Below are 15,594 nucleotides of genomic sequence, written 5' to 3'. Positions count from 1 at the left end.
ATATGAGCCAAAACTCCTTTATTCAAGCTTGGTTGGCGAACCCAAAAATCTTGTAATATCGGAGTTTTTCTACTTTAAGCTAAAGCAGCTGTTGTCCCCCTGCATAGCAGGGGGTTTTATTAAAGATGCTACACAATAAAAATCGCCGCTACCTTAGGCAGCGACGATTATCAGAGATATAAGTCTTATATTACACAGTAGCTTCTTTTCTCACTCCGACCTCATTTGCCTCATTTTTAAGGCGGTTCAATCCATTTCTTACTGCCGGAACAAAGAGAACTACAAGAGTAAGAATTGCTTCAAGGCTCAGATAAGCACCATTGTAAAGAGCAGAATAAACAACCGGTGACATTCCCTCAGGGGCATAATCGGCAAAGAACACTACGCCTGAGAGAACTGCAAAGAAATATCTGCCTAACACGCCGGCAACATAACCCTTGAACATTCCATATTTGGCATTGCTGAAAAATCCTGCAATTCCTAGTGCTGTAAATGCAAGAACATAGTCGCAGATAAGCTGTGGAACACTCACAATATAAGGATCAACTATCATCTGTAAAAGTCCATAAGCAAATGCAGCCGAAAGGCTTACTCTTGGTCCATACATATAGCCAATAAATGTGATAAAGAACATACTAAAAGCTGTAACGGAACCACCCATAGGTGCTTTGAAAAGTTTAACATTTGATAAAACAAATGCCAGTGCAATGCAAAGAGCTGATGTTGTAAGCTGCTTAATACTCATTTTGCCCTTACCATCTTTGTTTACAAAGTAGCTCACCACCAAAAGCGCTAAAACCATCAGTCCCACAAACAAAACATAGCCTCCGGTTGTAAAGCTGTATACGCCTTCACCACTGACATCCTGCAAAAATAAATCCATAAAAAAATCCTCCCTTTGATGAATACAATACCGTATCAAGAGGAGGATTTATCATTATCACGTAATAAAACATGCTTAACAATAAATATCTGTTGCTTCCCTACGCCGGTATTATCCGGTTCAGGTGATAAGGGTCCGACATAAAAATGTACGATCTCAGCAAAGCTCCCCTAGCGGTAATATTTTGTTTAATCAATCATATTAAACGCTTATACAGCAGTTTTGTCAATAGACCTTGATTTCTTTTCCAAGAGCAAAAGAATAAATAAATACTTCTTTTACCTTCATATTGGTAGATGCTTCAATGGCCCTTTTGTAGTAATCGAGCTGTACCTTATACCGTAAAATCAGTTCTTCATCACTCTTTACATGGTCGGTTTTATAATCAAGAAGTACAATCTCACCGTTTTCTATGAAAAAAGCGTCTATGATTCCCTGTATAAGTACCATTTCCTCCTCGGGGAACTTCTCATCCAGTTCCTTTGAAGGTATCCCCATCATAAAAGGCTTTTCTCTCATGAGCTTACCATTTCTGTAAGCTATCCCCATGCGCTTTCCGAGGCCGGTCTTTATGAATACAGCAACATCCTCAGTTTTTACGCAGTTTACATATTCGGATGGCAGCACTTTTTCCTTTTCCTTAAGGACCATCCATTCATTCAGCACCTTAGTGACTTCTTTTTTATCCTTATCAAGGAGGTCTTCTCTTCCATAAATCTGATCATCCAACAGCTCCATGACTCTATGGTAGGCAGTTCCTCTCTCTGCTCCGGACAAACTCCCCTCTGATGCAGAAGGCGCCTCCTTTTCCTCATGAATACAAAAATCCACTTCTCTTGTAAACTTTTCCGCCTCTTCATGAAGTTTTTTGCTTTTAAGCTCAGTTACAGTAGTTTTTGTGAAAAGACCTTTGAGATCTTCATGGGCATACACGGCTTCAAACTTTGCTTTTAGTCTTTCCGATAATTCACTATTAAAGAAATCTCTAAAATCGCCCTTGAGATTCTCAAGGCGAATAAGTCCCTTCACTTCATCGCTGCTTAGAGCTTTAACCAGATCATCATCATTTACGCTGTTAAATTCAAAAGCCACATTTCCTGCACTCTTATCCACAAAAGGCATAAAATTTTCCTTGGATATTCCCAGCTTATCTATAAGTTTTTCCACACCGGGATGCCTTATAAGCGCAGGCAATAAAAGATCCAAAAAGCTATCTGCAGAGGTTCGCATGGAATATGGCAAAAGCTCTTTTTCTGCTATGACCTGCATATTTCGGATAACCGAAGTAAGCTTATCCGACAGACTTTTACAAGCACCTGTCATAATAAGCTTTTCCCTGGCTCTTGTAAGAGCAACATATAAAACCCTAAGTTCTTCACCCAGGCTGTCTTTTTTCATTTTATCGGCAATGATAAGGCGCTTTAAGGTGTCATATTTAACCCTGAGTTCAGTGTTTATGCATTTTACGCCTATACCAAGATCAATATCCGCAATAAGGTCTCCCCTTGTATCCATCTTATTAAATTTCTTGGACAGTCCTGCCACAAAAACCACCGGAAATTCCAATCCTTTACTTTTATGGATACTCATGATTCTTACTACATCCGCAGTTTCATCAATGATTCCAGCTTCACCGTAATCCACCATAGCCACTTTTAAATGTTCAATGTACCTGATAAAGTGGAAAAGTCCCTTAAAGCTTGATTTTTCAAAGGTAATAGCCCTTGAAAGCAGCTGATCAAGATTTGCTTTTCGCTGGCTTCCGGCAGGAAGAGCAGCCACATATTTATCATAGCCCGTCTTACGTATAATAAACTGAAGAAGCTCATGTACAGGTGTATACACTGACATTTCCCTTAAGTTTTCGATAAAACCCATAAAATCAGTGAGTTTTTGGTAGCTTTCACTATCTTTTTCCATCAATCTCTTTAACCCCATGTAAAAAGAATCAGTGAACAGATTTTCTTCGTCTTTATCAATAGCTATCCTGTATTCCGCCAGTTCTTCATCAGTAAAATCGCCGATTGGCGAATGCATCACGCTGATAAGCGGAATATCCTGTAAAGGGTTATCTACGATTGTGAGTACATTAAGCATTGTACTTATCTCACTTGTCTCAAAATAACCGCTCTTTGACTCTATGTATGCAGGTATTCCCTGGGTTTCCAGAATATTTCTAAATACATCATCCCATCCGGCATTGCTTCTAAGAAGGATTACAATGTCCTTAAACTTAAGAGTCGGATCAGCTTTCATCAGTTCTTTGATGCGGATTGATATGGCAAGTGCCTCTTTTTCCTTTAAGTCATATGCATCAATGTCTGTACCTTGTGTACCCGGGTTATCTGAAGGTGCTCCGTCTATCAAAAGAAATTCCGGTGACATGTCAAACCTTGGCTCATCAAAAGAAGCTCCTGTCACCAGCTCGGCGTCTTTATCATAATCCACGCCCCCAAGATCACTTCCCATTATTTTTTTGAATATATAATTAGTACCCTCAAGAACTTCTTTTCTGCTTCGGAAATTCTTGTGAAGGTCTATTCTTCGATCCTTAGAATCGGTATCACGCTTATAAGTCCCAAGCTTCTCCATAAATATCTCAGGTCTTGCAAGCCTGAACTTATAGATACTCTGCTTGACATCACCTACCATAAATCTTTCTGATTTATCACATTTTTCGCCGGAAATTGACTTAAGGATAAGCTCCTGAACGTTATTGGAATCCTGATACTCATCAATCAGAACTTCCCTGTAATAATCTCTATATTCAAGAGCAACACTTGACGGAGTATCACCCGGGTGATCCACAAGAATCCGGAGCGCAAAATGCTCCATATCGGAAAAATCAATCAGCTGCTTTTCCCTTTTTTTCTCATCAAACTTAAGCTTGAATTTCACGGTTAGCATACAAAGCTGCCTTACTGCCCTGTCACAGAGCTTCATCTGATCAACTATTGTTTCGGCAGTCAGTGCCAGATAATTCTCAACAAGATCCTTTATATCCTCCTTGACCTTGTTTCTGAGTTTCTGAACATATTCTTTTTTTTCAGGTGCTATGCTATCGTCCTTTTTTCCGGGAAGTCTGCCAAAAGAAATGCTGCGAACCCTGTCAAAAAGCTCGTTGTAGGTATTATATTGTAAAGCCGCATAAATACTGTCTTTCTCACTTTCCAAAAGATCTCCGTACAAATACGGGCCGTCGGGTTCCTCGCAAATTTTAATTGCAGCAGCCATTTTATCCACTTCTTCTTCTAACACACCATGAATATAGGTAATACAATCTCTTACCCACGGCAATTCATCAAAGTTTTCACCATCGAGAAAATAGTCCCCCGCTCTCTCACAAAGCCAGTCCTCAGGCCATGGCATACTCATGGAAAACTTATAAAGCTGATTTATATATTCCTCAACCTTCTTGTCATTACTGCCTGTTCCAAAATAGTTCATGCAATAAAGGAAATCCTCATTTTCCCCCTCTCTGGCAAGAGCATATTCTTCCTCAAGAAGATCTGACATCACATCCTCCATCAGAAGTTTTAATTCCCCCTCATCTCCGACTCTGAAGGATGGATCAAGTCCTATATGATTGAAATTATTTCTGATGACATACTGACAAAATGAGTCAATGGTTGTTATCTGGGCATTATGAATAAGCGTCTCCTGTTTCTGAAGATGTTTATTTTCAGGTTCTTCCTGAAGTTTATTTTGAATTGCAAGCGTTATTTTTTCTTTCATCTGAGATGCAGCAGCCTTAGTGAACGTAACTACAAGGAGATGATCTATGTCTGTATCACTGCTGATCATCTGAATGATACGCTCAACAAGTACTGCCGTCTTTCCCGAACCGGCAGCTGCAGATACGAGTATATTAGATTTTCTGGCGTCTATAACCGCCTGCTGTTCTTCTGTAAAATTAACTCCCATTTATCCAACCTTCTATTACTGAATATTATATTTAGAATTAATTATTCTGATTTCTTATGTTTTCCATGGCTTCATCGCTGCTTATATCAAGTTGTCTCATGGAATAGCCCTCAATTTTCTCATCATATCCGCAAATTGATCTGTATGAACAATAGGTACATGATGATCTTTCACCCATTTCATACGGATTTACCTTTATTTCACCATTAAGAATCCTGTTTCCGAACTCTTTTATCTTGGAATCCACAAAACCGGAAATAGCTTTATAATCATCTAAAGTCACGGTTGTTGACCTTGCTGATACCGTTCCGTCTTTTTTTAGTTCAACCGGAATCACATCTGACTTACCATTTAGTCCATCATCCAGAAGATTTATCACATCTATATTTTCATTGACCAATCCGGTCGTTCTGAGTTTGTCTTTTATAGCTTTATTGATATCATCCGGTTGTAAATCCTGTTTTCCCTCAGCCATAGGATCATCTACATGATAGTAGAGCACTGCAGCGGGAATCGTGTCCTTTCCGCCCCTGTTTTTCTTTATGGCTGCTGTTGCCACATTCATATACATTACAAGCTGCAGCTGCAGACCATAATAGAGTGCTGCCACATTAAATTTGTGTCCGCTTGATTTAAAGTCAATTACCTTAACATAAACGTGGTCCGGATCTTCATATAGATCAACCCGGTCAATGCGTCCATGCAATTTCATGCTAGTGAGAATATTATTCTTTTCATCTTCAGATAAAGTCACATTGATCTCGTCAATATTTCCGGCATCTCTAAAATCCATTTCCACAAATGCAGGCTCAAAGTGGCCTTTCGATACCTGATACTTTAAAGTATCCACAGTTCTTGTCAGTATGCGCCTTATTCGTTCTGCCATGTACTGATTGCGGGCACTGCTCATAAGAATTGTCTCACCATAACCTGTTATACATTCTGTTAAAATACGATTTAACAATTCGTCAGACTCCTCTTTTGTCACGTCTGCCCACTTCTTTGGTCCCTTCATTACCTCATAGGTGTATTTTTCCAAAACCTCATGAAATACATTCCCCAGATCCGCTGCGTTAAACTCATACTCTTTTCTCTCCTCGACTCTAAGACCATACTTAAGGAAATGAGCATAGCAGCAGCCGGCAAACTGTTCCAGACGACTGACGGAGTTTTCCAGATTTGCACCGTACAAAGAAAGTGCCACCATCCTGGACAAAGGCTTATCCTCGTATCTCTTAAATGCTGCATCTGTGATTTTTTTTATGGTTTCACTGTCCTCAATACAAAGCTGTTCCAAAGTTCTGTATAGCGTAATGAAATTTTCCTTTTCACTATCTCCGAGTATTCCCAACGCATATTTTCTGATCATCTCTGATAGCTTATCAAAACTATCAGATGTTGTTACCAGCTGATCTTCAAATATTCCATCTTCAGGCCTTTGGACTTCCAATGAAGGAAACATTCCAAGCAGCTTGGGGATCAGATATGCCGGCCGAAGTGATTTACCATCTGCCCCCAGTTCAGAATATGACAAATAAAGCCTGTCAGTAGGCTTGGTCAGATTCATATACAGGTAGAGCCTTTGGATATACATCTGTTGTCTTGGGGTTGGTGCCAGTTCTACTCCGGTATCAAGTTCCAAAAGAAACTGCCTGTCTATATCCGATAACAGCCCGCCGGAACCGGCTCCCGAAGGTATATACCCATCATTGACACCTATCAGGAACAAAACCTTGACTTCCCTTAGTCTTGTTCTTTCTATATCTCCTACTATTATTCTGTCAACATCCTGAGGAATTGTTCCAACTTCAATTTCGGAAAATCCTGCGTTTAATATATCTCTGTATTCTGTAAGATCAAGTACCTCATCCCCTAAAAGCTCATCCATCTGCTTAAGAAGATTTAATATCTTGTCATATACCTGTTCGTACTCTCTTGCCTTCTTTTCATTGCCGCAGGCTTTGAATTTTTCCTTGTAAGCATCAAGTTTTTCACTGCATTTTTCATTTTCGATAACTGTCAGAAGTGCCTGTGTTATTTCTCTGACTGTACCTCTTTTGCTGTCAAAAAGAGGCTTGAGATTGCTGCTTATCTGCTCTCTCATTCCTTCAAGCTTCTCTAAAAGCAGAATTTCTTTTTCTGAATCCTTATTCCGTGAAGAAGCCTTAAATTTCTTGGGCATTCGCCTTAAAAACTTATCTTCCCACTGCTTTCTGCCCTTTATGCCAAGAGCTCTTACATAGTTTTCCAAAAGATCTATATCTTCAGGTGGAAACGATGTCATTCCACTTCTCATATAGTGGAAAACATCTTCGTACTTATATCCCGAAATAACTATATTTATGGCACTTGTAATATACTCAATAAATGGATTAAGCAGCAGACTGCTATTCTTATCAATGTAAACAGGTATATTAAATTTCCGTGCCTCTTCCTCTAAATTGTCGCTGTAATTATCCAAGCCACCGCAAACAAGTGCTATGTCTCTGTATTCATATCCTTTTTCTCTTACAAGGTCTGATATTTTGATAAAAGTCTGCCTTACTTCCTCAAGTGGCGAAGAAGCGGTATAAATACAAATACTATCCTGCCCGCCCTGATATTTTGCAGTCTTATATCTAAAGAGGTTCTGTTCCAAAAAAGAAAGTGGCTTATTATTTGCAAGACGCTTAACCGGTGACTCTTTGATAAAGATATCTCCCTGCGCACCGGCTTTCATCTCCTGATTTCTTGTGTTTCTCCAGGCATCAAAGCTCATATTTCCCGAATATTCAAGCTTTTCCAGATCAAGAACAGTTTTTTTGCTGAGCATAAACAGCTCCTGCTCCTCATATTTTCCATCATAGGGATCGCAATCGGGGCTTATTGTAAGTGAAACAACCACTTCACGTGCCACTTCCAGAAGTGCTTTGATAACTCTGTACTGAATCGGAGTAAATCCGGTAAATCCATCAAATACTATGACGCTGTCCTTCATAAGGTTGGAAACCGGAATGTTTCTGCAAAGTACATCAAGTGTTTCTTCTGCTGTTATGTATTTTCCCTCAATATATTTTAAAAACTCGCTGTAAAGAAGCCTTAAATCCTTAATTTTAGAATTGAGCGCACCTTTGGAAGCACTTTTTTCTTCAAGTACCAAAAGTGCTTCATCCGAAATACCATATTGCATAAATTCGGAAATTGTTGACTTTACTTCGTCAATATACCCCGGTTTATGCATATTTTTGCCTATAACGGGAAGTTTAGCTCCAAGAATATCAGCCACCCGCCTGAGAACCAGGCTCTTGCCAAGATCATCCAGCACAGAAAAAGAGCTTATGGAAAGCTCTTCAAATATTCTGTGTGACAGCCTTCCAAAGCTCAATACATCTATATTCATTATAGCGTGAGAAGGATGCATTTTTACAACGTCCTTCTGTGTCTGCATAGTAAACTGGTCGGGAACTATTATGTAATAAGACCCCTTAGGATTTTCAATGCTTCTTTTTATTACTTCACTGTACAATCCGGTACTTTTCCCCGAACCGGATGCCCCAAAACAAAATCTTAACATGCCTGTCTACTCACAATCATCCTGACTGTCATCCGGGAAAATGAACCTGTCAGACAGCCTGTGTTAAGTATATAGCTGCTCATCACTTATTTCATCAGCATATCTGCAGCATGATATATACTTCCATCTGTCATTATAATGGAAAGGAAGTATCATGTACATCTGCATTCTTCCGTTATCCCCCGGAATAGCAGAATGATAATAATCAACAAGATAGTCTCTATCAACTTCTTTTACTCTTTTTAAAACAGTTGTAAAATCATAAAACTTTCTAAAACGCTCTCTGTCTTGTTCATACAGATACATATTCGAATAAATCTGAACAGCCTTAGCTGCGTCTGACTCTATATCTGCAACCGGCAGCTGATCCGAATTAAGGAAAATATTTTCTACAGTTCCATCTTCATCATACAGATCAACTCTGAAATACTGGTTAAATACATGAGCCATAGCCACCTGAATATTGTCAGATTTTTTGGCTTCACCATGCATGGTAACATTTCTTGAAACTATGGCAAATGCAGCTTTATTGCCTTTTCTTGATATAAATCTGAGCTTTGTATTAACTACACTTCCATTAATGACGATATCCATTTCCGAGCGCTTATCGCTTGATGATTCTGCCTTTTTTGCAATTTCCAAAAGCCATTTTACTTCAGGTATTTCTTTTGTCTGATTTCTCTTATTTGCATCTTCAACACTTGAAACGCCCAAACTGCTAAGGAAGTTTCTGTATGCATCATTGGCGTAAATAATTACAGGCGTCTCATCTACAAACTCCAAAATTCCTATTGGAAGGTTATTAAATACCTGCATGGTCTTAGGACGCAGCGGCGTACTTCCAAGCAAATTTATCCCACCGATACCATCATAATACTCATGATATTCAAAATCCTCACAAACATCATCACTTAACTCAATTGATCTGTCAATTTCAGACATCGGCTTAGGCTTGCCAAAAAGATACCCCTGAAGCTTTTCGCATCCGATTCGTCTCAAAAAATCATACTGCTCCTGAGTTTCAACACCCTCCGCCAGAGTATGTATTCCAAGTTCTTTTGCCATATTTACGATGGTTGCAAGAATAACTCTTGATTTTTTATTGGTTTCAAATTCTCTTATAAAGCTCATATCTATTTTGAGCATATCAAAATCGTAGGATTTAAGATTGCCAAAAGAGCTATAGCCTGCGCCAAAATCATCCATCCATACCTGATAACCGGCATTTCTAAACTTTTTTATCTGTTCACCCAAAAATGTTGATCCACTTGCTATTGCACTCTCTGTAACCTCAATATTAAGAAGATTTTTGGGTATGTCATACTTCTCCCTGCATTTATCAATTTCCGACATAATATCACACAGTTCGAAATCAAGACGTGATAAATTGACAGAAACCGGTTCTATAGCATAACCGCTATTAATATCATCACGAATATCTGCACAAACCATATCAATGATATAAATGTCTAATTTATGTACCAGATGTACACTCTCTAAAACCTCAACAAAAATAGCGGGTGATATCATTCCACGAGTAGGATCCATCCACCTTGCCAGAGCTTCATATCCACATACCTTCCCTGTAAGTGCACGGACCTCTTTCTGATAATATACCGTAAAATATCTCTTTTTAAATGCGCTTTCAAAATTATCAATAACATATTGCCTAAGTTCGTTTCTTTTACTTAACTCTTCAGAATAATAATTAGTATCCTTATCGTATACCCTGATTATGTCATCACATGCCATCTTTGCCCTGTCTATCATTACCACAGGATCTGTCTCATCTCCAGATGCCATATATATACCGGCTTTAATGCGCATACGCAGCCCTTTTTCATACTTATGGCCGCTTCTTCGAAGTATATCAAGTCGTTTGGAAATAACATCCTCTTCAATTGAATTTGAAAGAACAATAAACTGATCTCCACCCGTTCTTGCAACAAGCTCATCAGAAAAAATGCTTTGAATTTCATTTGCCAGTCCCTTTAGAAACTCATTTCCACCGGAGAACCCGTACCTTTGGTTAAAGGACTTGAAATTCATAACATTCAGATAGATTATTACTGTTTTTTCAGACGCTGCGTACTCACCATGCCCCTGCAGATGATCCAATATTCCCGTAAGATTATGGAGACCTGTCAATTCATCAATATGACCGAATTCTTCAGCATCATCATGTTCAAACATGCTCATAAAACGCCTCATTTTGCACTAATAGGTGCAATATTCTCACATTTTGACATATATATAAATTGTACCATAGAACATGACTTAATATATTAATATAATACGTTATTTCAGATTTTTTTTATCATTACATTATGATTTGCAACAAGCCGGATAACAAATTCCTACCTTCATTCTGGTCATATAATAATTCTTGTTTTTGGATATTTTGGCAATGTCAGAATTATTATATATTTCTTTCAACTTATTTTTTATAAGACAAAGTACAGACACAGCAACAGATAAAAAGTAACCACACGAAAAAGCAACAGAATCAAATGGATTACGACAACAATGCTGTTTATCAGAAAGGACTCAACATGGATTTTAACGAAATAACTGCCCAAAGCAGGCAGGCTGTAACAGAAATACTTGAAAAAGCAAGGCTTAAAAAAGGCGATATATTTGTTATTGGTTGTTCTTCAAGTGAAATTTTAGGTGACCAGATAGGGACCGCAACTAATCTTGATTCTGCAGGTGCTGTCTATGACGGAATCATTCCGGTATTAAAGGAATACGGCATTTTTGCTGCTGTCCAGTGCTGCGAGCACTTAAACAGAGCTCTTGTAGTTGAAAGAGAGGCAATGGAAAAATACGGATTTGAGCAGGTTAATGCCATTCCCCAGCCTAATCACGCAGGAGGAGCTATGGCTACTGTCAGCTACCAAAGATTTGATGATCCTGTTTTGGTTGAATCCATATGTGGCAGAGCTGATGCAGGAATAGACATAGGCGGCACAATGATAGGAATGCACATGCACAGCGTAGTAGTTCCTATGCGCATCTCTCTTCGCAAGATAGGTTATGCTCCTATAATCTGTGCCCGCCATCGTCCAAAGTACGTTGGCGGCCAACGCGCCATATATGACGAGAACCTCATGTGATATTCTTAAATCCCGAAAGACTCTATAACTTTCCGGTCTTTTGAACATTTGGTAAAAATGCCATATTGAAATTTGAAATCAAAACGTGTATGTTTAACTTGTCCATACAACTGGCGGATAAGTGGGTAACCACATGGGAGTATGGAAAATATTATGAATCGTCGACCGCCTGGGCAACCGCTTATAAGTGGAATGCTCAGGCGGTTTTTGCGTGTTCAGCTTCTTTAGCAACTACAAGAAAGGATAAGAAAATGGTAGATTTACAAAAAGAAATCGGAAGCACCTCCTATCCCGGGAGAGGTATTGTAATCGGTACTTCAGAGGATGGAAAATATGCAGTTTGTGCATATTTCATCATGGGAAGAAGTGAAAACTCAAGAAACCGCGTATTTGTAGAAGACGGTGAGGGAATCCGCACACAGGCTTTTGATCCTTCCAAGATGGAAGATCCAAGTCTTATTATCTACGCACCTGTTCGCGTACTTGGTACTTCAACCATTGTAACAAACGGTGATCAGACTGATACCGTCTATGATCTTATGAAAGAAGGTAAGACTTTCGAAGAATCCCTTAGAACAAGAGAGTTTGAGCCGGATGCCCCCAATTACACACCCAGAATTTCAGGTCTCATGAACGTAGAAAACGGCAAATATGATTTTGCAATGTCTATATTAAAAAGCAACAACGGCGATCCTGACCAGTGCCTTAGATTCACCTATACATACGACAATCCGAAGGCCGGCGAAGGATATTTCATCCACACATATATGAAGGACGGAAATCCCCTTCCTAGTTTTGAAGGCGAACCTACCAGAGTAAATATATCAGGTGATATTGATACTTTCACAGAAAATATATGGAATGCGCTTAATGAAGATAATAAGGTATCTCTATTCACAAGATATATTGAAATTGCTACAGGAAAATATGAGACACGAATTGTAAACAAGAATGCATGACTTCTTAAACTAAAATACAGAAATCCTCATATGTTACGAATTTCACAAAAGCATAATGCATAAGTCACTTTCAGTAAAAAGTTTTATCGAAGTTTATCAAATTTAAACTATTTTCAGAGGAGAATAACATGAACGAAATTCAGCTTAAATACGGATGTAACCCAAATCAGAAACCATCCCGTGTATATATGGAAAACGGAAAAGATCTTCCAATTGAGGTATTAAACGGAAAACCGGGATATATCAACCTTCTTGACGCGCTCAATGGATGGCAGCTTGTTTCAGAGTTAAAAAAAGCAACCGGACTTCCTGCGGCAACTTCCTTTAAACACGTTTCACCTGCAGGTGCTGCTGTCGGAACTCCCCTTACAGATATAGAAAAGAAAATATACTGGGTAGAGGATCTTGGAGAACTCAGCCCCCTTGCCAATGCTTACGCAAGAGCCCGCGGCGCTGACAGAATGTCTTCTTTTGGTGATTTCATTTCTTTATCTGATGTCTGCGACGTTGACACAGCCAAGCTTGTAAAAAGAGAAGTTTCAGACGGAATCATAGCTCCCGGCTATACCGATGAAGCACTTGAAATACTTAAGGCCAAAAAGAACGGCAACTATGCTGTAATTAAGGTAGATGAAAGCTATGTTCCTGAAGAAATCGAGAAAAAACAGGTTTTCGGAATAACATTTGAGCAAGGTCATAACTTCATTGAGATTGGTGAAGATATGCTGAATAATATCGTCACAGACAACAAAGACCTTCCACAGTCTGCAAAGATTGACCTTATTATCGCTCTTATTACCCTTAAATACACACAGTCCAACTCCGTTTGCTATGTAAAGGGCGGACAGGCTATAGGTATCGGTGCCGGCCAGCAGTCCCGTATCCACTGCACAAGACTTGCCGGTTCAAAAGCTGATAACTGGTTCCTTCGTCAGGCTCCACAGGTACTTAATCTTCCATTCCTTGATACAATTAAACGTCCTGACAGAGATAACGCTATCGACCTTTATATTGGCGCAGATTACATGGATGTTTTAGCAGATGGAAAGTGGGAACATATCTTCAAGGAAAAGCCACCTGTATTCACAGAAACTGAAAAGAGAGCATGGCTTGATAAGAACACAGATGTTGCTCTTGGTTCAGATGCATTCTTCCCATTTGGAGACAATATCGAAAGAGCTTACAGGAGCGGTGTTAAATACGTTGCACAGCCGGGCGGTTCCGTTCGTGATGACAATGTAATTGAGGCAGCAAACAGCCATGACATGGTAATGGCGTTCACAGGACTTCGCCTCTTCCATCACTAATAATTTCTAATTTCAAAGATATTCAGATAAAAAAACAGGTCCCAATCTGTACTTCCCCCAAAAGTCAGACCTAAAATCTAGCTTTTGGGGGCACCTCAGGACAGGGACCTGTTTTTTATTTAGAATTTGAACTTATTTACTTCACTATCAAGCTGCTGTGCAATATTAGCATTTTCATTAACAACGTCTTTGTTCTGTCTCATATTATCTGACATCTCTGCAACTGCACCTGCCACATCACTGATGCCCCTTGCGCTTTCATCTACAGCTGTAGAAACATCGGTCATAGCATCTGATACCACATTCATTGAGCTTTCTATATTATGGGAAGCTCGTTCTACATTTTTTAGCATTTCAGATATCTTTTGAGCATCTTCCTGATACTGCAGCCCTGTATCCATAAGCTGAACATATCCGGCTACTGTCTTCTCACGGACAAATTCAACCATTTTGGTTGCTTCTTCTGCCAATTCTCTTACAGTTCCTATTACCTCATCGGAAATCTTCTGAATCTTCTTGGCTGTATCGGCAGAATTGGTTGCAAGTGAGCTTATCTCTCCGGCAACAACCGCAAAGCCCTTGCCGTGTTCGCCGGCTCTTGCTGCTTCTATGCTGGCGTTAAGAGATAAAAGATTTGTCTGAGATGCTATATCAAGTATTGTCTGCGTAAGGTTGCTGATGCCTTCAACTGCCTTTGATTTCTCAATCTTTTCATTAAGATTATTGGTCATATCATCAGCCGCTGTTTTTGCCAGGTTCGTTTCATCCTCAGCATGCTGCCTCATTTCCATAGCACGCTGCTCCATATTACCTGCATAATCCGTTCCTTCACGAACACTTACGTACATGTCCTGTACATCATCTTTAATCTTGCTTGTTGAGCTCTGAACCTGCTGAAGTGATGCAGATGTTTCTTCCATCGCAGCACTCATTTCTTCCATAGTGGCAGATACTCCATCAAGCTGGTCATTGGTCTTAACTGTGGTGTCAAGTGCAGTATCAACTGAACCTGAAAGCCTGTTGGAGCTTGTATATATTGAGCCTACAACCTCCCTTATGTATTCAAGGAGGCTGTTGATACTATCTGCAATATCAGAAACTTCATCATTTCCTCTGACTTCGATCTTCTGAGTAAGATCTCCGTTATTGCTTACAAGATCTCCGATCTTCTTGTCAACCTTGCTAAGTCCGTTGGCAATTCCATTGGCAAGAAGAATAGAAATAATTGCCGAAAGAATTGAAAGTACCACACCGATTATTATTGTAGTTTTTACAATAGCGTTAAGAGAATTTACAAGCTCTTCCACAATATAATCTATTCCCAGTATTCCTACAGTTTCTCCTGCCTTGTTAAAAATAGGCGCATAGGCTGTAATATAGCTTACTCCGGTGGTTGTCTTCCTGATATCGGCTGATACATATCCTGATGTACTCAGCGCTTCTGTCATAGCCTCCTTGTATTCATCCTCAACCAAAGCACCGATACTCATTCCGTCAGAAACAGGACGGGATAAATATACAAGTTCTCCGTTTCTCATTCCTGCGGTATAAATAGAACTTATATTGGCTGAGCTTACTACCTCTGCCATATCTTCCTGCATAACTGTATTGGCATAGCTGTTATCAGCTCCCGTTTCCAATAGTCCCAGCAGGTTACCGTTTAACTGTTTTGCAGCTATCTGGCTTATTGCCAATGTATTTTCCGAAGCACTTGTAACATAACTGTCACGAACAAAGCGATATATTGAGATTCCCATGACAGCGCATATAATTACATTTAACAAAATACTTCCGATAGTTATTTTTGACCTTATACTGAATCTTATTCCTCTTCCCTTTTCCATAATCTCTG

The 15,594-nt window shown here is 39.4% G+C and carries 8 protein-coding genes and 2 riboswitches; of the genes, 3 read left to right on the top strand and 5 right to left on the bottom strand.

Annotation, left to right across the window (positions count from 1 at the left end; all coding sequences use genetic code 11):
* Positions 1-190 precede the first annotated feature (190 nt).
* The 4 genes from thiT to J6O61_RS11085 all read right to left on the bottom strand — a co-directional run bounded on the left by thiT (position 191) and on the right by J6O61_RS11085 (position 10,559).
* A complete protein-coding gene (gene thiT, locus J6O61_RS11100) occupies positions 191-883 on the bottom strand; it encodes an energy-coupled thiamine transporter ThiT (protein WP_292213078.1) in 693 nt (230 codons plus the stop codon).
* An 80-nt stretch (positions 884-963) separates the two neighbouring features.
* Positions 964-1,065, bottom strand: a riboswitch (TPP riboswitch).
* A gap of 43 nt (positions 1,066-1,108) precedes the next feature.
* Positions 1,109-4,807 (bottom strand): helicase-exonuclease AddAB subunit AddA, encoded by a 3,699-nt coding sequence (addA, locus tag J6O61_RS11095; RefSeq protein ID WP_292213076.1) that lies wholly within the window; start codon positions 4,805-4,807, stop codon positions 1,109-1,111.
* 37 nt (positions 4,808-4,844) lie between these two features.
* Positions 4,845-8,360 (bottom strand): PD-(D/E)XK nuclease family protein, encoded by a 3,516-nt coding sequence (locus tag J6O61_RS11090; protein ID WP_292213074.1) that lies wholly within the window; start codon positions 8,358-8,360, stop codon positions 4,845-4,847.
* 63 nt (positions 8,361-8,423) lie between these two features.
* On the bottom strand, positions 8,424-10,559 hold the full coding sequence (locus J6O61_RS11085; protein ID WP_292213071.1) for a bifunctional diguanylate cyclase/phosphodiesterase: 2,136 nt from the start codon (positions 10,557-10,559) through the stop codon (positions 8,424-8,426).
* 311 nt (positions 10,560-10,870) lie between these two features.
* Here J6O61_RS11085 and J6O61_RS11080 point away from each other — a divergent pair, with 311 nt between their 5' ends.
* The 3 genes from J6O61_RS11080 (at position 10,871) to J6O61_RS11070 (ending at position 13,742) form a co-directional block, all read left to right on the top strand.
* Positions 10,871-11,476 carry a TIGR01440 family protein gene (locus J6O61_RS11080; RefSeq protein ID WP_330613776.1) on the top strand — a complete coding sequence of 202 codons (606 nt, stop codon included), beginning with the start codon at positions 10,871-10,873 and terminating at the stop codon, positions 11,474-11,476.
* Positions 11,477-11,572: 96 nt separating this feature from the next.
* Positions 11,573-11,658: riboswitch (ZMP/ZTP riboswitch) on the top strand.
* 69 nt (positions 11,659-11,727) lie between these two features.
* A complete protein-coding gene (locus J6O61_RS11075) occupies positions 11,728-12,435 on the top strand; it encodes an IMP cyclohydrolase (RefSeq protein WP_292213069.1) in 708 nt (235 codons plus the stop codon).
* Positions 12,436-12,563: 128 nt separating this feature from the next.
* The gene (locus J6O61_RS11070) at positions 12,564-13,742 is read left to right on the top strand and encodes a phosphoribosylaminoimidazolecarboxamide formyltransferase (protein ID WP_292213067.1); all 1,179 of its coding nucleotides are present in this window, start codon (positions 12,564-12,566) and stop codon (positions 13,740-13,742) included.
* 119 nt (positions 13,743-13,861) lie between these two features.
* Here J6O61_RS11070 and J6O61_RS11065 read toward each other — a convergent pair whose 3' ends face one another.
* Positions 13,862-15,586 carry a methyl-accepting chemotaxis protein gene (locus tag J6O61_RS11065; protein ID WP_292213065.1) on the bottom strand — a complete coding sequence of 575 codons (1,725 nt, stop codon included), beginning with the start codon at positions 15,584-15,586 and terminating at the stop codon, positions 13,862-13,864.
* Positions 15,587-15,594: the final 8 nt, after the last annotated feature.

This window comes from Butyrivibrio sp. (genome assembly GCF_017635265.1).
GTDB lineage: Bacteria > Bacillota > Clostridia > Lachnospirales > Lachnospiraceae > Butyrivibrio.
The sequence above is the reverse complement of the archived record's forward strand: the minus strand, read 5'-3'. Positions and strand labels throughout refer to the sequence as shown.